The sequence below is a fragment of the Paraburkholderia sp. CNPSo 3281 genome (assembly GCF_024206515.1).
GTDB classification, from domain to species: domain Bacteria; phylum Pseudomonadota; class Gammaproteobacteria; order Burkholderiales; family Burkholderiaceae; genus Paraburkholderia; species Paraburkholderia nodosa.
Window position 1 is genome coordinate 15570 of record NZ_JAMBPS010000014.1, and the last position, 23809, is coordinate 39378.

The window sequence follows — 23809 nt, forward strand, 5'->3', positions numbered from 1 at the left end:
TGCCAAATCCGCGGAAATCCCGCTTGAGGATTCGTTACAATAGCGAGTTCCGTGGCCGATGCAGCATGTGGCCCAACCGATCTTCCTTCACTTTTGCCGAACGATCATGTCCCTCTTTTCCGCTGTCGAACTCGCCCCCCGCGACCCGATCCTGGGTCTGAACGAAGCCTATAACGCCGATGCGCGCGCGACCAAGGTGAACCTCGGCGTGGGCGTGTACACCAACGAGGAAGGCAAGATTCCGCTGCTGCGCGCCGTGCGCGAAGCAGAACAGGCCCGCGTGGTAGCCGGTCTGCCGCGCGGCTACCTGCCGATCGAAGGTCTCGGCGCGTATGACGCCGCGGTGCAAAAGCTGCTGCTCGGCGACGACTCGCCGCTGATCGCCGCGGGCCGCGTCGTCACGGCGCAGGCGCTGGGCGGCACGGGCGCGCTCAAGATCGGCGCCGACTTCCTCAAGCGCGTGAACCCGAGCGCCAAGGTCGCGATCAGCGACCCGAGCTGGGAAAACCACCGCGCCCTGTTCGAAAGCGCGGGTTTTGAAGTCATCGCGTATCCGTACTACGACGCGCAAACCAACGGCGTGAACTTCGAGGGCATGCTGAGCGCGTTGAACGGCTACGCCGCCGGCACCGTCGTCGTGCTGCACGCGTGCTGCCACAACCCGACCGGCGTGGACCTCACGATCGACCAGTGGAAGCAGGTCATCGAGGTCGTGAAGGCGCGAGGCCTCGTGCCGTTCCTCGACATCGCCTATCAAGGCTTCGGCGACGGCATCGCGGAAGACGGCGAAGTCGTGCGCCTCTTCGCCGCTTCGGAACTCAACGTGTTCGTCTCGTCGTCGTTCTCGAAGTCGTTCTCGCTGTACGGCGAGCGCGTGGGCGCGCTGTCGATCCTCACGAGCAGCAAGGAAGAGTCGTCGCGCGTGCTCTCGCAACTCAAGCGCGTGATTCGCACGAACTACTCGAACCCGCCCACGCACGGCGGCTCGGTGGTCGCAGCCGTGCTCGGCTCGGCCGACCTGCGCGCCATGTGGGAAGTGGAACTCGGCGAAATGCGCAACCGCATCCGCGCGATGCGCACGGGCCTCGTCGAGCGCCTCACGGCCGCCGGCGTGGACCGCGACTTCAACTTCATCAACGTGCAGCGCGGCATGTTCTCGTACTCGGGCCTGACCGCTGCACAAGTCGACCGCCTGCGCGAAGAGTTCGGCATCTATGCCGTCAGCACGGGCCGCATCTGCGTGGCCGCGCTGAACACGCGCAACCTCGACGTCGTGGCGAGCGCCGTTGCCCAAGTGCTGAAGTAAGGTCGTTCGCCAGCAAGACAGACCGCTCTGATGCGGCTTGCTGGCGCGATAAAAAAAGGCGTCCGTTCTTTCGAACGGACGCCTTTTTCTTTGGCGAAGGTTGCGGAAAACTTGCCGGAAAGCGTCAGCCGCCGTGGCCTCGCGAATCGCGATGGATATCGTGCGTAACAAAGCCCGAGTCGTTGTCCGGCTTGTCGAGCCAGCCCGGCTGCGCGAGCGAGGCGCGGATGTCCTGCAAGCCGCTAGTCCAATGCTCGTGCATGGTCGAGAGGCCGAACTGGTAGTCCTTGAAATGCCCCTCGTACTCCTTCTGCCGGTAGATGAGGTGGATCACGTTGTACTTCTTCGAGCACGAAAGCTCGTCCGCCAGCGCGACCCACGGGTCATTGCGATGCTCGGGCGCAACGCGATCGAGGACCTCGCGCAGCACATGCCGGTAACGCTGCGAGCGCTGCAGGATATCGGTCACGAGGCGCGTGCGGCTCGAATACTGAATGTCCTTCACGCGGCCCTGCACGTCGATGAGGTTGTCGGGCACCGGCCCGCGCGCGCTCCAGAGATCGACCTGGAACGCGAGCGTGTCACGCCGCGGCGTGGTCTGGATCACCTCATAGAGCGGCGTGTTCGACATCAGGCCGCCGTCCCAGTAGTACTCGCCGTCGATCTCCACCGCCGCGAAGCCCGGCGGCAGCGCGCCCGAGGCGATGAAATGCTCGGGCCGCAGCGTCGTGGTCTTGTTGTCGAAATAGACGAAGTTGCCGCTGCCCACGTTGACCGCGCCCACTGACACGCGCGTTTCGCCCGAGTTGATGCGCTCGAAGTCGCACAGGCGTTCCAGCGTGGCCTTGAGCGGCTTCGTGTCGTAGTAGCTGGCCGTTTCGGGCGAACCCGATCCGTTGGGCAGCGGCGGCGGAAAGCGCGGCACGAAAAAGCCCTTCTGCCCTTCCACGATCGCGCCTGCCGCCTGCATGGCCGTGAAGGTCTTGCGCACGGCGGCGTTCGCATTGAACAGCGCATGCTCGACGAAGGGCGGCAACGGGAAGCTGAAGGCGGGCTGGCAGATCGTCTCCCAGAACTCGCGCAGCCGCGCCACGCGATGTTCGGGCGCATTGCCCGCGATGATGGCCGTATTGAGCGCGCCGATCGAGATACCCGCGATCCAGTTGGGCGCGATGCCGGCCTCGACGAGCCCTTCGTACACGCCCGCCTGATACGCGCCGAGCGCACCGCCCCCCTGCAGCGTGAGCGCGATGGTTTCCCATTCTTTCGCTTCCGCGCCGCAGTGCGAAACATGCGGCTGCGGTGCGTTCCCGACACGCGCGCCGGTATGCGCGCCGACCTCGTCGTCGACTGCGCTCGACTGGACCTGCCCCTTCTTGCGTTGCGCCATTGCCGCGCCTCCTCGCCCCAATGCCTGCGTTATTGCATGAACCAGCCGTGGCTCACCACGAACGACTGGCCCGTAAACGCTGCGTTCGGGAACGCCGAGAGGAACAGCACGGTTTGCGCGACGTCCTCGACGGTCGTGAAAATGCCGTCCACCGTGCCGCCGAGCATTACGCGCTTGACCACTTCTTCCTCGGAGATGCCGAATTCCTTCGCCTGCTCGGGAATCTGCTTTTCCACGAGCGGCGTGCGCACGAAGCCCGGACACACCACATGCGAGCGCACGTTGTGCTTGCCGCCTTCCTTGGCGAGCACGCGCGCGAGGCCGAGCAGCGCGTGCTTGGCCGCGACATAGGCCGACTTGAGCGGCGACGCTTCGTGCGAATGCACCGATCCCATGTAGATCACGACGCCGCCGCGGTCGTCCTTGTACATGTGCTTGAGCACCGCCTTGGTGGTGAGGAACGCGCCGTCCACGTGGATGGCCTGCATCTTCTTCCAGTCGGAGAACGCGTAGTTCTCGATCGGGTTCACGATCTGGATGCCGGCGTTCGAGATCAGGATATCCACCGGGCCGAGTTCAGCCCCAACGCGGTCGATGCCCTGATTCACGGCCTCTTCACTCGTGACGTCCATGGCGACGCCGATGGCCTTGCCGCCTGCGCCCTTGATCTCCTCGGCCACGGCGTCCGCACCGCTCTGGTTCAGGTCGGCGATGGCGACAGCGGCGCCCGCCTGCGCGAGCGTGAGGGCAATCTGCTTGCCAATGCCGCTGGCCGCGCCGGTAACGACGGCGACCTTGCCATCGAGTTTCGTGTTCAGGGAGAGAGACGACATCGGGCACCTCCAGGTGAGTGAATGGGACAGCATGAAACCTCGGAACGCGCGCCGTCAAACCTGACGAATGGCTTATGCCATCCGGCCGGATGTTGCGTCGCGGCCAACCAGGCTATTGTGCATGAAGGCGCCTCGTCGAAGCATCGAGCACGACAGGCAAAAGAGATTTTCGCCGCACTGCAAGGCGCGGCGCGCGCGGCGCAAGCCGTTCAGCAGCAACGGCCAAGTCGTGCTAGGTTTATCGGCTCACAAGGAGGCGTTAATGAACTATCGGCGACTGGGCCGCTCAGGCCTGCAGGTAAGCGAACTGTCCATCGGCTCGTGGGTCACCTACGGCAACCAGGTCGACGCCCGGCTCGCGCGCGAATCGCTCGCGGCGGCGCGCGACGCGGGCATCAACTTCTTCGACAACGCCGAGGCCTACGCCGGCGGCAAGTCGGAAGAGCTCATGGGCCAGGCGCTCAAGGAGCTCGCGTGGCCGCGCGTGAGCTATGTGGTCTCGACCAAGTTCTACTGGGGCTTGAACGAAGCGCCCAACCAGTACCACACGCTCAACCGCAAGTACCTCATGGACGCCATCGACGGCTCGCTCAAGCGGCTGCAACTGGATTACGTCGATCTCGTGTTCTGCCACCGCCCCGACCCGAACACGCCGGTCGAGGAAACCGTCTGGGCGATGAGCGACATGATCACGCGCGGCAAGGCGCTCTACTGGGGCACCTCGGAGTGGAGCGCCGACGAAATCCGCGCCGCGTGGGAAATCGCGGAGCGCCATCACCTGCACAAGCCGGCCATGGAGCAGCCGCAATACAACCTGTTCCACCGCACCCGCGTGGAAGATGAATACCGTCGGCTCTACGAGGACATCGGCCTCGGCCTCACCACATGGAGCCCGCTCGCCTCGGGTCTGCTCACCGGCAAGTACCGCGGCGGCGTGCCGTCGGGCAGCCGCGCGGAACTGCAGGGCTACGACTGGCTGCGCAAGAACGTCACCGACCCCGACAAGAACGAGATCGTCGGCAAGCTCGCCGAATTCGCGAAACAGCTCGACTGTTCGGTGGGACAACTGGCGCTCGCGTGGATCCTGAAGAATCCGCGCGTGAGCACGGTCATCACCGGGGCCTCGCACATCGAGCAGATCGGCGAAAACATGAAAGCGCGCGACGTGGCGGAAAAGATCACGCCGGACATCAAGGCGCAGATCGAGGCGATCGTCGGCGACGCTTACGACTGACGTAGCGCGCATGCCCGGAAGGCGCGGCGCGGCCGAAACCGTGGGGTGGGCTCGCGCGCCGGCGTAGCCGGCCGGGCGGCGTACTGCGGGCAGCGTATCGCGGTGGCGTACAATACGCGGCCTCGCAGGCGCCGCCGTCATCGCGCCGCCGCTGCCGTCTTCCCCGTTCTCACCGGACCTCGTGTCCCGTCCATCATGCTGAGCTACCGTCACGCCTTCCACGCCGGCAATCATGCCGATGTCCTGAAACACGCCGTCGTCGTGCAACTGCTGCATTACCTCAGCAAGAAGGACAAGGCGTACTGGTACATCGACACCCACGCGGGCGCCGGCGCCTATGCATTGCGCGAAGGCTACGCGACGAAGAACGCCGAGTTCGACACCGGCATCGGCAAGCTGTGGGGCCGCAACGACCTGCCTGCGGCGCTCGCCGACTACGTCGACGAAGTGGCGGCGCTGAACCCCGACGGTGAGTTGCGCTTCTACCCCGGCTCGCCCTATCTCGCCTGGCGTCTCATGCGCGAGCAGGACCGCATGCGGCTGTTCGAATTGCACAGCACGGAAATCGACGTGCTGCGCCACCGCTTCCACGACGCGGGCCGCCGCGTAATGATCTACGCGGGCGACGGCTTCGACGGCATCAAGCCGCTCCTGCCCCCGCCGCCGCGCCGGGCGCTCGTGCTGATCGACCCGTCTTTCGAGGACAAGCGCGACTACGCGCGCACGCTGGCGTGCGTCGAGGAAAGCCTCAAACGCTTCGCGAACGGCACGTACGCGGTCTGGTATCCGCAGGTCACGCGTCCCGAATCGCAGCGCTTCCCGGAGCAGCTCAAGCGCCTGCAGAACAAGAACTGGCTGCACCTCACGCTTTCGGTGAGCAACCCGCCAGAAGACGGCTTCGGCCTTTACGGCAGCGGCATGTTCATCCTGAACCCGCCCTACACGCTCGAAGCGGCGATGAAAGAGGCGCTGCCGTGGCTCGTGAAAACGCTCGGCCAGGACGCCGGCGCACAATTCAGGATCGAGTCGCGCGGCGACTGAGCCCGCGGACTCAACCCCGCACGAGCGGCGTCACTGCCCGGACGGCAGCGGCTGGGGAAGCGGCGGGGTTGGACGATGATGCGGGGGACGCGGCGGCGGAGTCGGCCGCCCGCCGCCCTGCTGCACTTCCACGTACGGCGCGACGACGTAGGGCTGCGACGAATCCGGTGCGAGACCCGCCGGTTGCACCGCCTGAACCATCGGCTCGTGCGAGAGGGGCGCGTTTTGCAGCACCAGCCCCGGTTGGCCGTCGCTAATCCCTCTTTGTGTATCCAGAATGAGCGGCTGCCCGGCATGTGCGCCGGCGCTGGCGCACGCCATGACAACGGCGATCAGACCCGCACGCGTAACAGAAAAACGACGCAACACGCGGCGAGGCGACACGGACGTGCGGTGGGAAATGCGGTCTTGCACCATGAACGGCCCCCGGAGAGAAAGCGACACCATTGCTATGACGGCTCGTCGCAAAAAAGACTTTACCTTACCCCGGTGGGAAGGCTCAGACTCTGTTCCATCGGCGGTGCAGAAATGACAAAGCCCCGCCAATGCGGGGCTTGAGATAGAGCGGCTCCAACCCGGACTGAAGCCCGGTTGAAACTGGCTTACAGCGAGTTGTAGCCGTTCGATTCGATCGTACGAATGCGCTGCTCGAGCTGCACCATATCGGCGGACGATGCGAGATACGCTTCGCGGCGATGACGTTCGGCAGTTTCAAACCAGTTGCTCAGCTTTTCAAGAAGGAATGCAAACATGATGGTGTGCTCCAAGGATTCGGTTCGGCGATCCCCGGTGAAGTCGCATCAGGGATTACCCTCATTAGGGATAACCCGGATTATAACGGTTGCACCGAACTTTGCTAGTGAATTGCCCGAATACCGTGCATTCCAATTTGGAATGACCTTGGAATACGAATCGGCAACATCATGTTTTATCGACACATTTCCCAGCGACTTCGCTGGCGCTTAGGCGCAATCACGCCAAATTGCACTAATACGGTGCACACAGCCAATGCGGTTGCGTCAATTTGCCCGCCGCGGTTGCACCTGCGTTCAGTGGACGTGGCCCGGCTCGGGGCAGTCTGTCGTGGCAACGTCGGCAAGCCGCTCGATGATCGGGCAGTCGGGCCGGTCATTGCCCTGGCAGTGCGAAGCCAGGTGGGCGAGCGTGTCGCGCATCTGAGAGAGCTCGGCGATGCGCTGGTCGAGTTCGGCGACATGTTCGAGCGCGATCGACTTGACCTCGGCGCTCGCGCGGGAGCGGTCGTGCCAGAGCGCCAGCAGGCGCCGGATGTCCTCCACCAGAAAACCAAGCCGGCGCGCCTGGCGGATGAAGCGCAGCGAATGCACTTCCTCCGCGCCATAGACCCGGTAGCCGGACTCCGTGCGCCCTTTGGGCGCCAGCAGCCCGACGCTTTCGTAGTACCGGATCATTTTTGCCGTAACGCCCGATTCACGAGCCGCTTCGCCGATGTTCACGCCGTTCTCCCGCTGTCTGGTCAATCGTTTGGTCGATGGTTTTGATCGTACACCTTCCCATGATGGGAAGGTCCAGCGCGACAAGCGGTGCCCGCTGGCATAATCCGCCGGCGGCCTCATATCGAGTAGTAACAAGCCTCAATCTCTGAAAAAAGGAACACACGATGATCCAGTTCAACGTCGAAGGCATGAGTTGCCAGCACTGCGTAGGCGCCGTCACGCGCGCGATCCACGAACACGACGCACAAGCCAGGGTCGAGATCGATCTGGCTGCCGGCCGCGTGAAGGTCGAATCGAGCCAGAGCGCCGAAGTCCTGAAGTCGGCGATCGACGAAGCCGGCTACACCGTCGTCGGTACGGCCAGCGTCTGACGGGCCGAGCCATGTTCAAGGTTGCCGTGATCGGCGCGTCTGGCCTGCTCGGGCGCGCCGTGGTCCGCGAACTCGCCGCCATGACCACCTGGAAAGTCGTGCCGACCGCGTTCCGTCACGGCGGCCCGCAGCAGACTGTGCTCGACGTGCGCGACGCGCAGGCCGTGAACGCCTTCGTCGAGCGCGAGGCGCCCGACGCGATCGTGCTGGCCGCCGCCGAGCGCCGCCCCGACGTGTGCGAGCACGATCCGGCGGCGGCGCGCGCGCTCAACGTCGATGCGGTGCGCAGCATCGCTGCGGCGGCGCGGCAGCGCGGCTGGGTGCTGTCGATCTCCACCGATTACGTGTTCGACGGCACGCAGCCGCCATACCGCGTCGACGACACGCCGAATCCGCTCAACGCCTACGGTCACAGCAAGCTCGAAGGTGAACGGGCCTTGCTCGAAACCAGCGACAACGCCCTCGTGCTGCGCCTGCCCTTGCTATACGGGCCGATCGTCGGCTGGCACGAATCCGCGGTCACGAGTCTCGTGCCAGCCATCGTCGCTTCGGGAAAGCCCGGGGCGCAGGCGGCACCGATGGACGCGTGGGCCACGCGCTACCCCACTTTCACGCCCGACGTGGCGTTCGTGATCCGCGAACTGTTACTGCGCTGCGCGGATGGCAAGCCCGTGTGCGGGGTCGCGCAGTGGTCCTGCGACGAGCCGATGACGAAGTACGACATCGCCCAACGCATCGCCCAGGCACTTGGCGTAGAGGCGCGTCTGCTCGCCCAGCCGACGCCCACCGACGCCACGCCGCGCCCGCGCGACTGTCATCTCGATTCGAGCCGCCTCGAAACACTGGGGATGGGCCGCCGCACGCCGTTCGACGTGGCGATTCGCGCCGTGCTCGACGCTTTCATGAGAGACGGCGGGCAGCGCAACGCGTAGCGGCGAGCCAGCCGCTCGCCAGCGAGAATTCAGTGAAAATTGCGGCTCTCCGTCGCGAGCCGCCCGAGCAGCCGGCTGTGGTCCTCCAGCCGGTGCGCCACGAGGTGCACGACCTCGCCCTCGCGCTGCACCACGCCCGCCACCGCCAGCAGCGAAGACCCTAGCAGTTCCTTGCGCTGCGATTCGACGAGCGACGCGTGCACGATCACGTTGACGCTGCCGGTCTCGTCCTCGAGCGATACGAAGATCGTGCCGTTCGCCGTGCCCGGCCGCTGCCGCACCGTCACGATCCCGCACACGCGCGCGAGCATGCCGTGCCGGCAGTGCGCCAGTTGCTCCGCCGTGCGAAAGCGCTGCTTCGCGAGTCCGTGGCGCAGCAGCTCGAGCGGATGGCGATTGAGCGTGAGACGCAGGCTCGCGTAATCGGCGACGATTTCCGCGCCTTCGGAAGCGCGCGGCAACGCCAGCGGCGCCTCGGCCACGGGCGCGTCGCGCAACAGCGCGGGCACCGCGTGCTGCGCGGTCACGGCCCACCACGCCTCGCGCCGATGGCCCGCGATGCTCGCGAGCGCGTTCGACGCCGCCAGCGCCTCCAGCTCGCGCCGCGTGAGCGCCGCGCGGCGCGCGAGATCGTCGACGTCGGTGAATGGCGCACGATCGCGCGCCTCAATCACACGCCGCGCGGCATCTTCGGAAAAGCCCTTGATGAGACTGAAGCCGAGGCGCACGGCCGGGCCGCCGCGTCCATAGCGCCGCGGCGCAAGCGCAATGCGCGAGCGCACGACGCGCTTGAGGCCGTCCATGAACCTGTGCCGCCGGCCGCCGCGCTTGAGCGTGCCCCTGCGCGTCAACGCGGCCGCGCCCAGCAGCGCGCGATAACGCAGCCCCTCGGCGTTGCGCGCGCGAACCGCCTCGTCATCGAGCCGCTCGCCGGGTGCGCCGCGCCGCTCCAGCACCGACGCCCAGTCGCTTAACGCGATATCGGGCGCGCGCACCTGCACGCCGTGACGCTTCGCATCCTGCACGAGCTGGGAAGGCGAATAGAAACCGAGCGGCTGACTATTCAGCAGTCCTGCCAGAAATGCCGCGGGCTCGTAACGCTTGAGCCACGAACTCGTGTAGACGAGCAGCGCGAAACTCGCCGCATGGCTTTCCGGAAAGCCGTAGTCGCCGAAACCCTCGATCTGCTTGCAGATGCGCTCGGCGAATTCCAGCGAGTAGCCCTTCTTGAGCATGCGCTTCGTGAGATCGGCCTGATACGGCCGCAGGTCTCCATCGCGCCGCCATGCGGCCATCGCGCGGCGCAGCTTGTCGGCTTCCTCGCCGGTGTAGTCGGCGGCGACCATCGCGAGATGCATCACCTGCTCCTGGAAGATCGGCACGCCGAGCGTGCGTTCGAGCACCGGGCGCAATTCTTCCTTCGCATATTCCACCGCCTCGTCGCCGTGCCGGCGCTTGAGGTACGGATGCACCATGTCGCCCTGGATCGGCCCCGGCCGCACGATCGCCACCTGGATCACGAGGTCGTAGTACGTGCGCGGCCGCAAACGCGGCAACATGCTCTGCTGCGCGCGCGACTCGATCTGGAACACGCCGACCGTATCGGCCCTGGCGCACATGCGATACACCGCCGGGTCCTCGACCGGAATGTCCTGCACGCGCATCTCGGGCAGCCCGCGCCTGAGCGCCACGAATTCAAGCGAGCGGCGGATCGCCGAGAGCATGCCGAGCGCGAGCACGTCCACTTTCAGCAGCCGCAGCGCGTCGATATCGTCCTTGTCCCACTCGATCACGTAGCGGTCCTTCATCGCCGCGTTTTCGATCGGCACGAGGCGCGAGAGCTTGTCGCGCGCGATCACGAAACCGCCCACGTGCTGCGAGAGATGGCGCGGAAAACCGCGCAGCTCGCGCGTGAGGCGGATGAGCTGCTGCGTGACGTGCGAGTCGGGCGAAAAGCCCGCTTCCTCCAGATGGCGCGCAATCGAATCGGGGCCGTCCCACCACTGATGCGCGCCCGAGAGTTTTTCGACGAGCGCACTGTCGAGGCCGAGCGCCTTGCCGACATCGCGCAACGCGCTGCGCGAGCGATAGGTGATGAGCGTCGCGGCCAGCGCGGCGCGGCGCGTGCCGTACTTGCGATAGATGTACTGAATGACCTCTTCGCGGCGCTGATGCTCGAAGTCGACATCGATGTCGGGCGGCTCGTTGCGCGCGCGAGAGAGAAAACGCGCCACGAGCATGTTCATGCGCACGGGGTCGATCTCCGTGATCTTCAGGCAGTAGCAGACCACCGAGTTCGCCGCCGAGCCCCGCCCCTGGCACAGGATCTTCTGATCGCGCGCGAAGCGGACGATGTCGTGCACCGTGAGGAAGTACTTCTCGTACTTCAGCTCGTCGATGAGCTCGAGCTCCTGTTCGATCTGATCCCGGCGCTTGTCGTTCAGGCCGTCGGGCCAGCGCTCCAGTGCGCCCTTCATCACGAGCTTGCGCAGCCACGACTGCGGCGTCTCGCCGGGCGGCACCAGTTCCTCGGGATATTCGTAGGCCAGCTCGCCGAGCGAAAACGTGCAGCGGCGCGCGACGTCGAGTGTCGCGTCGAGCGCCTCGCGCGAATAAATCGCGCCAAGCCGCACGCGCGAGCGCAGATGCCGCTCCGCATTCGCCTCCAGCGCGCGCCCGCACGAAGCGAGCGGCTTGCCGATACGGATCGCGCTCAGCGTATCCTGCAACGGCTTGCGCGAACGCGCGTGCATCAGCACGCCGCCCGCCGCGACGAGCGGCAGGCCGCTCTCCTGCGAGACGTGGCGCAGCACTTCGATCTGTGTGTCGTCGCCGCCGGTTTGCCAGAGTTCGAGCGCGAGCCAGGCGCGCTCGGCCGCGAACCCCGCGAGCCAGTGCGCGGCGCGCAGCGTTTGCGCGAGCGTGGCCGTGCGCTGCGGCACGAGCAGCAACACGCACTCGCGCAAGTGCTTCAGATGCTCGAAGCCCGTCCCGGGCTCGGTGAAATCGGCGGGATGCACGCGATAGCTGCCCTTTGCCGCCCGCGAGCGCGCAAGCGTGATCAGCTCGCAAAGATTGCCGTAGCCTTCGCGGGTCATGGCGAGCGCAACGATCGTGCAGAACGGTGCGCCATGTTCGTCGACGAGATTCAGCTCGCTGCCAGTGAGCAGGTGCAGCGACGGCTCGAACGGGCCCAGGGCCGCGGCGGCGGTATGGCCGCCGCGTTCGCGGGCCTCGCGCACGGCTTCGTCATACGCCTTCTTGCGCGCCTCGTCGTATTCGTTGAGCGCGCTCCAGGCGCGCACGACGCCCGCGAACGAGCATTCGTCGGTGATCGCGAGCGCGCGGTAGCCGTGGCGGATCGCCTGCTCGACCATCTCGCCCGGGCGCGACGCGCCGTGCAGGAAGGTGAAATTGGTCAGGCAGTGCAGCTCGGCGTAGTCAGGCAGCTGCGCGGCCCACTGCGCCGGCAACTGTGGAGGCGACGACGCGCCCGTCCCGCTGATCGACATGATTCCTGAAATCCGAAAGAACGACGAATAAGCGCTAGCCGAAAAGCCCTTGCAGATACCACTGCCCGCCAATGCGCTCGCGATACAGCCAGAACATGCGGCCCTGGTCGTCGGCGGCGACGTAGTAGTCGCGCCCGACGCCCTCGCCGTCCCACCAGCCGGACTCGATGCGCTCGGTCCGCGTGAGCGTCTTCAGCGGCCGTCGATAAACGGGCCGGTCGCCGCGCGTCGCGAGCTTGAGCGGCTTTTCGAGCAGCCACGCCGGGCGCGGCTGGGTCGGCAGCGGCACCTCGGGCAGGTCGAAGGCGCTTTGCACGGGCGCGCTCGCGCCGGCGTCCTGCTGCGGCTTGCCGGCCTTGCGCGGCTTGCGCGTACGCTTCGCGCCGCTCTCGCGGTAAGGCCGGGCCGACATCGCCAGTTCGGGCCGATGATCGTCCTCGATGAAAAGCTGCAGCACGTTCTGCTCGCCAAGCCGCGCGCCGATGCGTTCGAAGAGCTGCCCGAGCGACGCCTCGGCGGCCTCGGCCATCGGAAAGAGCGTGTCGGTGGGCGCCGCGTATTCGCTCACCTGCGAGGCGACGAGCGCAAGGCCGATCACGGGCGCGGCGAGCTCGGTCTGATTCAGGCGCTCGCGAAGCAGCCATAGCAGATGCTCGGCGTCGCGCGAAGGCGACGCCCAGGCGATCGTGAGGCTAGACGTGCGCGGCGCGTGACGCGAAGCCAGCTCGTGCTCCAGACGCAGCTCGAAGCCGCTCAACGCCGCGTGCTGCGCGGCCAGCCAGCCGGCCAGTTGCATCACGAGCCGGCGCGCGGCAAAGAGCAGCGCCTCGGCGCTCTCCACGCGCGCCTGCAATTCGAGCGACGCGTGAAACGACGGCGGCGCGGCGAACCAGACGCGCGGATCGGGCGCCTCGCCGCGCGCCTGCGCGAGCCAGCCGAGCACGCCGTCGCCGAAACGCCGCACGATGCCGTCGCGCGGCAACCTCCGCAAGTCGCCGAGCGTCGCGCAGCCGATCTGCGTGAGCGCGTGGTCGTGCTGCGCGGCGAACGGCGCAAGCGTGACCGGCAGCGAATCGAGCACGCGCGCGAGCGTCGTTGCCTTGAGCACGTGCCAGCGGCGCGACGAGCGCGTGACGTGCGCCTGCGCGAGCGTCCACGCCCCCCAAGCTGTGGGCGCACACGCCATACGCGCGGTGTGCCCGCAGCCGGCCACCGTCGCCGCGACCCTGGCGAGCAGCGCACGCACGCCGCCGAAAAGACGCAGGCCCGAGCCGACCTCGAGCAACAACGTGTGCGACGGCGCGAACGACACCTTGGGCGTATAGGCGAGCAACGCGAGCGCGAGCGCCTCGAACGCGCGGGTCTCGCGCGCCGGATCGGCTTCGAGCAGCACGAGCCCCGGCGCGAGCGCAAGCGCGTGCGAGCGCGTGTTGCCGGGCTCGACGCCTGAGCGCAGCGCGTCGAGATCGGCGATCAGGATGCGCGTGTGGTCGGCGAGCGCGTAGCAGCGCGGCGCACTGGCGACATCGGCATCGACGCTCTCAGGCAGGAGCGGCGTTGACGGCGCCGGCGGCATCAGAGGTCTGACGGCCTCCAGCGGCAACAACGGCAAGGTGACGGCGATCCACAGCATGATTGACCCCGGGCCACGGCATGACGACGGAGGCTGCGTCCGGCTGGGGCAGCACCGCGTCCTGCAGCGGCAATGTAATGACGAGTGGCTGGGCGGGCGGCGGCCCGCGGCGCTTGAAGATATCGACGGAGAGCGCGGCGAGCTGCATCCATTGGCGGCGATTCAGGTTCGTGTCATCGGGCGGCGGCACCGGCGCGCAGGTCATGCGCAGCGGCGCTGGCGACGACTGGTTGCGCGCGGCGAGCGGCCGCACGAGAAACGCGAGCGCCTGCGAATCCTGGGCGGCGACCTGCAGACGGCGCACGGCGTCGGCGCGCGCCTTCGTCTGCCAGAGCAGCACGGCGCCCATGCCTTCCTGCTTGAGCGCCTGCTCGGCCACCCAGGCGGCTTCGTCTTCGGCCGCGCGCACCCAGATCACGCGCTCGAGCGCGACCCCCCATGCCTTGAGCGCGCAGGCGTAGGGGCGCCACGGCGGCGCGACGAGCAACACGTGCCGGCCCGGCTGCGCGGTGAGCGCGCGCAACGCCGGCGCGACGAGCCGCATCTCGCCCACGCCGCCCTGCTCGACGAGCAGCTCGGTCAGGCTGCCCGCGGGCCAGCCGGCGCCGGGGAGCTGGGCGTCGAGCGTGGCGTGGCCGCTCGGCACCGTGCGCTCGCTGGCGCGCGCGAGCTGATCGCCTTGCCACACACGGCTTTGCAGCCGGGGGGGCAAGTGCGCGGCGAGTTGCGCGGTGGTCTGCGCAGTGATGTGGGCGGCTGCTGCCATGGTTCGTGGCCTGATTGATGGGAACGCTCCGCCCTGCCCGGCAAGAAATAGGGCATCGGCAGGAAGGAGGCGGCGCGCCTCCACCTGTATATTTATACAGTATTTTGAGAGATTGGAGGAGGCTGAAATTGGGGAATGGTCATTTTGCGATCCATTGCAAAATGCTGATCCACGCTCTTGCGCGATGGACCGGCCGCCGGACGCGTCGTGCTTACGTCCGGGGCAAACGCCGCTTGATACACACCGCCAGCCCGATGCGGGTGACGGCGATAAAGGGCGCGGATCTTGTTGCTATCAGGACGCGTGCGCCGACGTCAGATCGAGCGCCACGGCTTGCGCCACTTCGATGCCGTCGATGGCCGCCGAGTAGATACCACCGGCATACCCGGCGCCCTCGCCGGCCGGATACAGACCTTCGACGTTCATGCTCTGGTAATTGTCTTTGCGCCGAATCCGCAGCGGCGACGACGTGCGCGTCTCCACGCCGGTGAGCACGGCATCGTGCATCGCGAAGCCTGCGATCTTTTTGTCGATCTGAGGCAGGGCTTCGCGGATGGCTTCAATCACGTAGTCGGGCAGCGCGGTGCTGAGATCGGTCGGGTGCACACCCGGCTTGTAAGACGGCACCACGGAGCCCAGCGACGTCGACGGACGGCCGGCGATAAAGTCGCCCACCAGCTGGCCCGGCGCCTGGTAATTGCCGCCACCGAGTTCGAACGCCCGTTCTTCCCACTTGCGCTGGAAGGCGATGCCCGCGAGCGGGCCGCCCGGATAGTCCTCCGGCGTGATGCCGACGACGATGCCCGCATTCGCGTTGCGCTCGGCCCGCGAATACTGGCTCATGCCATTGGTGACCACGCGGCCGGGTTCGGAAGTCGCCGCGACCACCGTGCCGCCCGGACACATGCAGAAGCTATAGACCGCCCGTCCATTGTTGGCGTGATGCACCACCTTGTAGTCGGCCGCGCCGAGCTGCTTGTGGCCCGCGAACTTGCCGAAACGGCTGCGATCGATCAGCCCCTGCGGATGCTCGATGCGAAAGCCCAGCGAAAACGGCTTGGCTTCCATGAACACGCCGCGCTCGTGCAGCATCTGGAAGGTGTCGCGGGCGCTATGGCCGACGGCCAGCACGACGTGGTCGCACGGCAGCGTCTCGCCGTTCGAAAGCTTGAGCGCGCGCACCTTGCCCTGTTCGATTTCGATGTCTTCGACGCGGGTTTCGAAGCGCACTTCACCGCCCAGCTCGTGGATGGTGGCGCGCATTTTTTCCACCATGCTGACGAGACGGAACGTGCCGATGTGCGGCCGGCTCAGATACAGGATGTCTTCCGGCGCGCCCGCCTTGACGAACTCCTCGAGCACCTTGCGGCCGTAGTGGTGCGGATCCTTGATCTGGCTGTACAGCTTTCCGTCGGAAAACGTCCCGGCCCCGCCTTCGCCGAACTGCACGTTGGATTCGGGGTTGAGCACGGACTTGCGCCACAGCCCGAAGGTGTCCTTGGTGCGCTCTCGCACGGCCTTGCCGCGTTCGAGGATGATGGGACGAAAGCCCATCTGCGCGAGGATCAGTCCCGCGAACAGGCCGCACGGTCCCATGCCGATCACCACCGGACGCGGACGCGTCGAATGCTCGGGCGCCTTCGCAACAAAGCGGTAGGTCATGTCCGGCGTCACCCCGCAATGCGGCTGGCCGGCGATCCGCTTGAGCACGGCCGCTTCGTCCTTGACTTCGACGTCGACGATATAGGTCAGCTTGATATCCGAGCGCTTGCGTGCGTCGTGCGCACGGCGGAATACGGTGTAACGCACGAGCGCGTCCGCCGCTACGCCGAGATCCGCGAGGCGTCCCCGAATCGCGGCTTCAAGTTCGCTTTCGGCGTGGTCGAGGGGGAGTTTGACTTCGGATAAACGTAACATGGCTGCCAGGGTGCGATCGCCACGGGGATTGTGGCCGATCCATATTTTATAAGCTCGGCGGCTTTTCAAATGGAACGCAAGCCGTACGACGAAACGCGAGCGCGTATGACCCAACATGGGAGAAAAAGAAAAAGGGGCTACAGGCCAATGGCGTGTAACCCCTCGGTATTGCTGGTCGGAGCGATAGGATTCGAACCTACGACCCTCTGATCCCAAATCAGATGCGCTACCAGGCTGCGCTACGCTCCGACGAATCATCGATTGTATCGGCACTGATGCCATGCCGTCAAATCTGCGCGAACGATAGCGACGAAAAGAGATCCGCAGCACGTGCTTGCCGCACACCGGCGAGGCGTGCACCATGACAGCACACACAGCACGTGCATCCCATACCCCAAAAAAAGGAGACGCCATGCACCTCATCCTCTGGCGCCACGCCGAAGCCGAAGACATCGCCGCCAGCGACCTCTCCCGCCAGCTCACCACGCGCGGGCGCAAGCAGGCGCAGAACGTCGCGCGCTGGCTGCGCGCGCGCCTGCCCGAGGACGCCGTGATCCTCGCCAGCCCCGCCGCACGCACCATCCAGACCGCCGAGGCGCTGACCGACCAGTATCGCGTCGTGCGCGAACTCGCGCCCGATGCGAGCGTCGAGGAGGTGCTGACCGCCGTCGGCTGGCCCGAGGGCCTCGCGTCCACGGTCGTGGTGGTCGGCCATCAGCCCACGCTCGGCGAAGTCGCGGCGCGGCTGCTCTCGGGCGGCGCCGATTCGCGCAGCTGGGCCGTGAAGAAGGCCGGCGTGCTCTGGCTCGCGAGCCGCGAGCGCGACGGCGGCGACCAGGCCGTCCTGCACGCGGCCATCACGCCCGATCTCGTCTAGCCTTCCCCCCGCCTACGCCTGCCTCACCGGGCCGCGTGCATGCGGCCCCTACAACGATTCAAGCGCGCTTCAAACGCTCCCGCCGCCCCCGGCCTTCGGCAGCCGCGTCCGTCTGCCTTACACCACGTCATCGAATCGTCATTGCGTTTTCATGGAAACGTAACCGCGTATTACTACATTGCCGGAAAAGTTCTCTTACTTCCGACCAGGACGCCCCATGCGAGATATGCCGACGCCCACCCTGCCGTTCGCCTCGACGCTGTTCGAGTCGAACCGACGCTTGCCGCGTGCCGAAGAAACGGTCACCGCGCAGCATCGGCTGCAGGTGGCCTGGGCTCGCACCGACGAGGAACTGCGCGAAGCCCAGCGCCTGCGCTACCGCGTTTTCGCCGAAGAGATGGGCGCACGCCTGACCGGCCCCGCCGGCCTCGACGTCGACGCCTTCGACGCCTACTGCGACCACCTGCTCGTGCGCGACCTCGACACGCTCAAGGTCGTCGGCACCTACCGCGTGCTGCCGCCGCACCAGGCGGCGCGCATCGGCCGCCTCTATGCCGAAAGCGAATTCGACGTCTCGCGCCTCGCACATCTGCGCCCGAAAATGGTCGAGGTGGGCCGCTCGTGCGTGCACCCCGACTACCGCAGCGGCTCGGTCATCATGTCGCTGTGGGGCGGTCTGGGCGGCTATATGCAGCACAACGGCTACGAGACGATGCTCGGCTGCGCGAGCGTCGCCATGGCCGACGGTGGCCACTACGCAGCGAACCTGTACTGCGCGCTCGGCGCGAACGCGCTGACCGCGCCCGAATACCGCGCGTTCCCGCACACGCCGCTGCCCGTCGAGGAACTGCGCACCGGCACGCCCGCCGTGCCGCCGCCGCTCATCAAGGGCTACCTGCGCCTTGGCGCGAAGATCTGCGGTGCGCCCGCCTGGGACCCCGACTTCAACACCGCCGACTTCCTCACCCTCTTCCGGCTCTCGGAAATCAACGAACGTTACGCGCGCCACTTCCTCGGCGAAGCCGTCACGCGTTAAGGCCTCGCCCGCCCTTCAGTCGGCAAAAATCGGTGGGCAAAATCAGCGGACAAAAAAAGCCCGGCTCACAAACGAGCCGGGCTTTTTTATCGGCGAGACGCGCCGCGCGCGGCGCTCACTCCTCCGTATAGACCACGCGATACGGAATGCCGATCTTGCCCCATTCCGCCGCTTCCTGAACGAGGTTGTAATCGGTGAGCGGATTGTTCTGGACCCACGCATTGGGCAACAGCACTTCGTAGCCGTTGCCCTCCTCCTCGACCGTGATGTGCGGCAGGCCGACATCGGCGCGGCGGCGCGTCAGCAGCGCAGCGAGGCGCAGACAGAACAGCAGCGTCCATTCCACATCGCGCGTTTGCGAGAGCTTGCCGAGCTTGCCCACGTGGCCGAGCACGAGCGCGGCGAGGCGCGCCTGGTCGGTGCGCGAGAAGCCGGGCATGTCCGCGTTGCTGGCGATGTAGGCCGAATGCTTGTGGTACGCACTGTGCGAGATGGAAAGCCCGATTTCGTGCAGCGACGCCGCCCACGTGAGGAACATGCGGTTTTCTTCGCGGCGCTCCTCGTCGGGCTCCTCGAACTGATCGTAGAACTTCACGGCCAGCTCGCCAATGCGCCCCGCCTGCGCGCGATCCACGCCGTAGCGGCGCATGAAGCCCTCCACCGTGACCGTACGCATGTCCTCGTGCTGCGAGCGGCCCAGCAGGTCGTAGAGCACGCCCAGGCGCAGCGCGCCGTCCGTGGTATCGACATAGTCGATGCCGAGCTCCTCGAACACCGCGATCATGATCGAGAGGCCGCCCGCCAGCACCGGGATGCGGTCGGGCTTGAGCGCGACGAGCTTGAGCCGGTTGACGTTCTCGGCCTTGATGAGCGCGCGCTTCAGGCGCTCGAGGCCGCCGCGCGAAATGCCGTGCGTGATGCCGGGATCGTTGAAGCCGTTCGCCTCGACGAGTTCCGCGAGCGCGCGCGCCGTGCCCGACGAGCCGATCGCCTGGTCCCAGCCGGTCTTGCGGTAGTCGGCGGAAATGATCTGGATTTCGCGCGTGGCCGCGAGTTCGGCCTGGCGCATGGTGTACTCGTCGACGTTGCCCGAGGGGAAGAACTGGCGGCTATGGCTCACGCAGCCGATATAGAGGCTTTCCATGCGGATCGGCGTGTAGTGCGCGCCGATGATGAACTCGGTCGAGCCGCCGCCGATGTCCACCACGAAGCGCTTGCCCGCGCTCGCCGGCACCGAGTGCGCGGCGCCCGCATAGATGAGACGCGCTTCTTCGCGACCCGCGATCACTTCGATCGGGAAGCCGAGCGCGGCTTCCGCTTCGGTGAGGAACTCGCGCGAGTTCTTGGCGACACGCAGCGTATTGGTCGCCACCGCGCGCACCTGATCGGGATGAAAGTCGCGCAGGCGCTCGCCGAAGCGCTTGAGCGCATCCCAGCCGCGCACCTGCGAGGCGCGGTCGAGCAGTTTGTCCCTCGAGAGGCCGGCCGCGAGGCGCACCGGTTCGCGCAGCGCGTCCACCGGGTAGATCTGGCTGCCCGCGTCGGTTTCCTCGACGCGGCCTACGATCAGACGAAAGCTGTTCGAACCGAGATCGACGGCGGCAAGCAGTTGGGGGTTGGTGACCATCGAAGGGGCAGGCTCCATGCGTGCATACAGAGACGAACGCGCGGCCATGCGGGCTTGTTGCGCCGCCGCCGCGCTGTCCAAATGCGTCATTTTAAGCGTAGCCGACTTCACCATGTCGCTCCTCGCATTGGTCATGACCATGGGTACTTTTACCCAGGGTGCATCTTCGCAACGCGTCTTGTCGATTTCGTGAAAATGCGGCGTAAAATTTATGACACTTCGAATGTCACAATAAAGTCATATTACTGTGAGAATTTCCGAGCGTCCGTTCGAATCAATTCCTGACATTCCGTTTTCATTGCCGATGTCCATCCGCTATCCCCTACTCAATCGCGAACTGGGCATTCTGGGATTCAATGAGCGTGTGCTCGCACAGGCGTCCGATCCCGCTGTTCCTTTGCTGGAGCGCTTGCGCTTCATCTGTATCACCAGCAGCAACCTCGACGAATTCTTCGAAGTCCGTATGGCCGGGCTTCAGGAGCAGATGCGCGACAACCCGGGCGTGCTCTCGCCTGACGGCATGTCGCTGCAGCACGTGTACGACCTCGTGGTCGAGCGCGCGCAGCGTCTCGTGCATCGCCAGTACCGCATGCTGCACGACACCGTGCTACCCGCGCTCGAACAGGAAGGCATTTACTTCCACGGCACCGACGCATGGAACGAAGCGCAAACCGCCTGGGCGCGCAAATACTTCCTCGACGAACTGCTGCCCGTTCTCACGCCTATCGGGCTCGATCCCGCGCACCCGTTCCCGCGCGTGCTCAACAAGAGCCTGAACTTCGTGGTCGAACTCGAAGGCAAGGACGCCTTTGGGCGTCAAGCCGTCATGGGCATCGTGCAGGCGCCCCGCGCACTGCCGCGCCTCGTGCGTATGCCGCAGGAGCTTTCCGGCTTCCAGCACGGCTTCGTGCTGCTCGGCTCGCTCTTGCAGCGCTTCGTGGGCGAGCTGTTTCCAAGCCTCGTCGTGCGCAGCTGCAACCAGTTCCGCATCACGCGCAACAGTGAACTCTTCGTCGACGAAGACGAAATCACCAACCTGCGCGTGGCGCTGCAGGGCGAACTGCCCGCGCGGCACCTGGGCAATGCGGTGCGGCTCGAAGTGTCGGCGGAAACGCCCCCGCATCTCGTGAAGCGCCTGCTCGACGAAAGCGGTCTCGACGAAAAAGACTGCTATTTCGTCGATGGCCCCGTGAATCTCGTGCGGCTCATGCAGCTGCCCGAGATGGTCGATCGCCCCGACCTCAAGTTCGTGCCGCACGTGCCTGCCATTCCGCGGCGCATCGCCGCGAACAGCAACATGTTCGACGTGATCGATCAGGGCGACGTGCTCCTGCATCATCCGTATGAGAGCTTCCAGCCCGTGCTCGAACTGCTGCTGCAGGCCGCCAACGATCCGAACGTCCTCGCGATCAAGCAGACGATCTACCGCACCGGTACCGACTCGCCGCTCATGGACGCGCTCATGCAGGCCGCGCGCAACGGCAAGGAAGTGACGGTGGTGGTGGAGCTGCTCGCGCGCTTCGACGAAGAGACCAATATCAACTGGGCCGCGCAGCTCGAAGCCGTGGGCGCGCACGTGGTGTACGGCGTGGTGGGCCACAAGTGCCACGCCAAGATGATGCTGATCGTGCGCCGCGTGCCCGTGAACGGGCGCATGGCGCTGCGCCGCTACGTCCACCTGGGCACGGGGAACTACCATCCGCGCACGGCGCGCCTTTACACCGACTTCGGCCTCATGACCTCGGAGCCGAAGATGTGCGAGGACGTGCACCACGTCTTCCAGCAGCTCACGGGCATCGGCGGCGAGCTGCAGCTGCACGATCTGTGGCAGTCGCCGTTCACGCTGCATCCGAAGATGATCGAGGCGATCCGCAACGAAGCCGATGCCGCGCGCGCGGGCAAGAAGGCGCGCATCGTCGCGAAGATGAACGCGCTGCTCGAGCCGACCGTGATCGACGAGTTGTACGAAGCATCGCAAGCCGGCGTGAAGATCGACCTGATCATTCGTGGCGTGTGCTCGTTGCAGCCGGGTGTGCCCGGGCTCTCCGAGAACATCACGGTGCGCTCGATCGTCGGGCGCTTCCTCGAGCACCACCGCATCTATTACTTCTATGCGGGCGGCAAGGAAGACGTCTACCTGTCGAGCGCGGACTGGATGGATCGCAACCTGTTCCGCCGCGTCGAAGTGGCATTCCCGATTCACGACCGCAGGCTCAAGCGCCGCGTGATCGCCGAAGGGCTTTCCACCTTCCTCGGCGACAATCAATCGGCGTGGCTCATGCAAAGCGACGGCCACTATCGCCGCCGCCGGGCGGGCAAGGCCGTGCGCAATGCGCAGTTGAGCTTGCTGGCGAAGTTCTGTCCGTGATGCCTTGACGGCTCGATAACGCTGGACGCAAAAAAAAGCCGCTTCGAATGAAGCGGCTTTTTCAATTGCGGGGGCGTTTCGTTACACCGGCGCCGGCTGCCTTCTCGTCGTGCGCGCGGTCGGGAAGCGCACCGTGAACGTGCTGCCCCGCCCTTCCTCGCTCTTCACTTCGAGCGCGGCGTCGTGACGCTGCAGCACGTGCTTGACGATCGCAAGGCCCAGTCCCGTGCCGCCCGTGTCGCGCGAGCGGCTGCGATCCACGCGGTAGAAGCGCTCGGTCAGGCGTGGAATATCGGCGGCCGGAATGCCAAGGCCGCTGTCGGTGACCGCAAATACCGCGTTGCCGTGTTCCGCGCGCCAGGACAGATGCACCGTGCCGCCGTCCGGCGTGTAGCGCACCGCGTTGGTCGCCAGATTGCCGAGCGCGCTCATGATCTCGGTTTCGGAACCGGTGACGCTCAATCCATCGTCGAAATCGGCCGTGATGCGGTGATGCCCGCCCGAGAGGCTTTCGGCGTCCTCGCGCACGTGCCCGAGCACTGCGCGCATATCGACCATATGGTCGCCGGGCTGGCGCCCCTCGCCTTCGAGCTTGGCGAGCACGAGCAAATCGGTGACGATGTGGCGCATGCGCGAGGCCTGTTGCTCCATCAGCTCCAGGTAGCGGCTGCGCTCGGCTTCGCCAAGCGGCAGTTCGCGCATCGTCTCGAGGAAGCCCGAGAGCACCGTGATCGGCGTTTTCAGCTCGTGCGAGACGTTGGCCACGAAATCGCGCCGCATGGCGTCGGTGCGCTCGAGTTCCGTGATGTCCTGCGAAAGGATGAGCTTGCGGTTCTCGCCGTACGGAAACACCTGCACCGAGATCACGTTCTGACGCTTCGCGCCCATGCCGCGCATGATCAGCATGTCCTTGTAATCGTGCGAATTGAGATAGCGCACGAAGTCGGGCTGACGCACGAGATGCGTGATGTGCTGGCGCAGGTCGCGCTTGGCGTCGAGGCCGAAGTGGACTTCCGAGATCGCGTTGCACCACTCGATCTGGTCGTGGTCGTCGAGCATGGCGACGCCGTTGGGCGAAGCCTGGATCGCCTGGATGAAACGCGAGTGCTGCTGCTCCACCTGGCGCACCTGAGCGTGCCAGCGCTTCGCGAGCTTGTGCAGACGGTAGTAGATATCGCCCCAGATGCCGGGAGCGCTCGGCACTTCGCCGTAGACCGGCGCGTCGAGCAGGCGCCAGAGGCGCTGCTTGTGAAACGTGCTGAAGAGCATCTGCGCGAGCAGCGCCAGCACGGCGATGCTCAGCGCAATCTTGACGCCGAAAATCGCGCCAACACCCGCGCAAATGAGCGCGAGCAACACGATCGATACGAGGGAGCGCGCCCAGATGATGTTCATGTTCCTGCGATCGAAGATAAATACGGTCGGATGCGGGCACGCGACATCTAGTGACTACCGCGCGAGTACCGGCGGCAGTGAAACGACCCCGCCGCC

20 protein-coding genes and 1 tRNA gene are annotated in these 23809 nt (G+C 66.0%); 9 read left to right on the forward strand and 12 right to left on the reverse strand.

Features of this window, described 5'->3' with window-relative positions; genetic code table 11:
• Window positions 1–106 precede the first annotated feature (106 nt).
• Complete coding sequence (locus M3I56_RS16365; protein ID WP_254354885.1) at window positions 107–1306, forward strand: amino acid aminotransferase; 1200 nt, start codon at window positions 107–109, stop codon at window positions 1304–1306.
• A gap of 124 nt (window positions 1307–1430) precedes the next feature.
• Here M3I56_RS16365 and M3I56_RS16370 read toward each other — a convergent pair whose 3' ends face one another.
• Together M3I56_RS16370 and M3I56_RS16375 are read right to left on the reverse strand one after the other, a co-directional pair.
• Complete coding sequence (locus tag M3I56_RS16370; protein WP_254354886.1) at window positions 1431–2696, reverse strand: patatin-like phospholipase family protein; 1266 nt, start codon at window positions 2694–2696, stop codon at window positions 1431–1433.
• 29 nt (window positions 2697–2725) lie between these two features.
• Entirely contained in the window at window positions 2726–3529 is an 804-nt protein-coding gene (locus tag M3I56_RS16375) for a 3-hydroxybutyrate dehydrogenase (protein ID WP_254354887.1), read from the reverse strand.
• 262 nt (window positions 3530–3791) lie between these two features.
• Between M3I56_RS16375 and M3I56_RS16380 the strand changes: the two genes are divergently transcribed.
• Together M3I56_RS16380 and M3I56_RS16385 are read left to right on the forward strand one after the other, a co-directional pair.
• Complete coding sequence (locus tag M3I56_RS16380; RefSeq protein ID WP_254354888.1) at window positions 3792–4763, forward strand: aldo/keto reductase; 972 nt, start codon at window positions 3792–3794, stop codon at window positions 4761–4763.
• Between the two features lie 195 nt (window positions 4764–4958).
• The gene (locus M3I56_RS16385; protein WP_254354889.1) at window positions 4959–5804 is read left to right on the forward strand and encodes a 23S rRNA (adenine(2030)-N(6))-methyltransferase RlmJ; all 846 of its coding nucleotides are present in this window, start codon (window positions 4959–4961) and stop codon (window positions 5802–5804) included.
• A 30-nt stretch (window positions 5805–5834) separates the two neighbouring features.
• On the opposite strand, the gene M3I56_RS16390 is transcribed toward M3I56_RS16385, so the two are convergent.
• The 3 genes from M3I56_RS16390 to cueR form a co-directional block, all read right to left on the reverse strand.
• Window positions 5835–6125: a hypothetical protein gene (locus tag M3I56_RS16390; protein ID WP_254354890.1), complete on the reverse strand. Its 291-nt coding sequence runs from the start codon at window positions 6123–6125 to the stop codon at window positions 5835–5837.
• A gap of 281 nt (window positions 6126–6406) precedes the next feature.
• Window positions 6407–6556 carry a DUF3563 family protein gene (locus tag M3I56_RS16395; RefSeq protein ID WP_254354891.1) on the reverse strand — a complete coding sequence of 50 codons (150 nt, stop codon included), beginning with the start codon at window positions 6554–6556 and terminating at the stop codon, window positions 6407–6409.
• 297 nt (window positions 6557–6853) lie between these two features.
• Window positions 6854–7279 (reverse strand): Cu(I)-responsive transcriptional regulator, encoded by a 426-nt coding sequence (cueR, locus tag M3I56_RS16400; RefSeq protein WP_254354892.1) that lies wholly within the window; start codon window positions 7277–7279, stop codon window positions 6854–6856.
• A gap of 164 nt (window positions 7280–7443) precedes the next feature.
• Here cueR and M3I56_RS16405 point away from each other — a divergent pair, with 164 nt between their 5' ends.
• Both M3I56_RS16405 and M3I56_RS16410 read left to right on the forward strand, forming a co-directional pair.
• Complete coding sequence (locus M3I56_RS16405) at window positions 7444–7650, forward strand: heavy-metal-associated domain-containing protein (protein ID WP_201698136.1); 207 nt, start codon at window positions 7444–7446, stop codon at window positions 7648–7650.
• Between the two features lie 11 nt (window positions 7651–7661).
• Window positions 7662–8582 carry an SDR family oxidoreductase gene (locus tag M3I56_RS16410; RefSeq protein WP_254354893.1) on the forward strand — a complete coding sequence of 307 codons (921 nt, stop codon included), beginning with the start codon at window positions 7662–7664 and terminating at the stop codon, window positions 8580–8582.
• A 29-nt stretch (window positions 8583–8611) separates the two neighbouring features.
• Here M3I56_RS16410 and M3I56_RS16415 read toward each other — a convergent pair whose 3' ends face one another.
• The 5 genes from M3I56_RS16415 to M3I56_RS16435 form a co-directional block, all read right to left on the reverse strand.
• Entirely contained in the window at window positions 8612–12094 is a 3483-nt protein-coding gene (locus M3I56_RS16415) for an error-prone DNA polymerase (protein WP_254354894.1), read from the reverse strand.
• 34 nt (window positions 12095–12128) lie between these two features.
• Entirely contained in the window at window positions 12129–13727 is a 1599-nt protein-coding gene (locus tag M3I56_RS16420; protein WP_254354895.1) for a DNA polymerase Y family protein, read from the reverse strand.
• Window positions 13636–14493 (reverse strand): translesion DNA synthesis-associated protein ImuA, encoded by an 858-nt coding sequence (gene imuA, locus M3I56_RS16425; protein WP_254354896.1) that lies wholly within the window; start codon window positions 14491–14493, stop codon window positions 13636–13638. The genes M3I56_RS16420 and imuA overlap by 92 nt, the downstream gene beginning before the upstream one ends.
• A gap of 294 nt (window positions 14494–14787) precedes the next feature.
• The gene (locus M3I56_RS16430) at window positions 14788–16410 is read right to left on the reverse strand and encodes an NAD(P)/FAD-dependent oxidoreductase (protein WP_254354897.1); all 1623 of its coding nucleotides are present in this window, start codon (window positions 16408–16410) and stop codon (window positions 14788–14790) included.
• 172 nt (window positions 16411–16582) lie between these two features.
• Window positions 16583–16659: transfer RNA gene (locus M3I56_RS16435), tRNA-Pro, on the reverse strand.
• Window positions 16660–16822: 163 nt separating this feature from the next.
• On the opposite strand from M3I56_RS16435, the gene sixA reads away from it, so the two are divergent.
• Both sixA and M3I56_RS16445 read left to right on the forward strand, forming a co-directional pair.
• Entirely contained in the window at window positions 16823–17287 is a 465-nt protein-coding gene (gene sixA, locus M3I56_RS16440; protein ID WP_028208447.1) for a phosphohistidine phosphatase SixA, read from the forward strand.
• A 217-nt stretch (window positions 17288–17504) separates the two neighbouring features.
• Window positions 17505–18323 (forward strand): GNAT family N-acetyltransferase, encoded by an 819-nt coding sequence (locus M3I56_RS16445; protein WP_254354898.1) that lies wholly within the window; start codon window positions 17505–17507, stop codon window positions 18321–18323.
• A gap of 115 nt (window positions 18324–18438) precedes the next feature.
• On the opposite strand, the gene ppx is transcribed toward M3I56_RS16445, so the two are convergent.
• On the reverse strand, window positions 18439–20040 hold the full coding sequence (gene ppx / locus M3I56_RS16450; protein ID WP_254354899.1) for an exopolyphosphatase: 1602 nt from the start codon (window positions 20038–20040) through the stop codon (window positions 18439–18441).
• Here ppx and M3I56_RS16455 point away from each other — a divergent pair.
• On the forward strand, window positions 19940–20143 hold the full coding sequence (locus M3I56_RS16455; protein WP_254354978.1) for a hypothetical protein: 204 nt from the start codon (window positions 19940–19942) through the stop codon (window positions 20141–20143). The genes ppx and M3I56_RS16455 overlap by 101 nt on opposite strands.
• 111 nt (window positions 20144–20254) lie before the next feature.
• Window positions 20255–22318 carry a polyphosphate kinase 1 gene (ppk1, locus tag M3I56_RS16460; RefSeq protein WP_254354900.1) on the forward strand — a complete coding sequence of 688 codons (2064 nt, stop codon included), beginning with the start codon at window positions 20255–20257 and terminating at the stop codon, window positions 22316–22318.
• 81 nt (window positions 22319–22399) lie between these two features.
• Here the strand turns inward: ppk1 and phoR are convergent, their stop codons facing one another.
• Complete coding sequence (phoR, locus tag M3I56_RS16465; protein WP_254354901.1) at window positions 22400–23713, reverse strand: phosphate regulon sensor histidine kinase PhoR; 1314 nt, start codon at window positions 23711–23713, stop codon at window positions 22400–22402.
• Window positions 23714–23809: the final 96 nt, after the last annotated feature.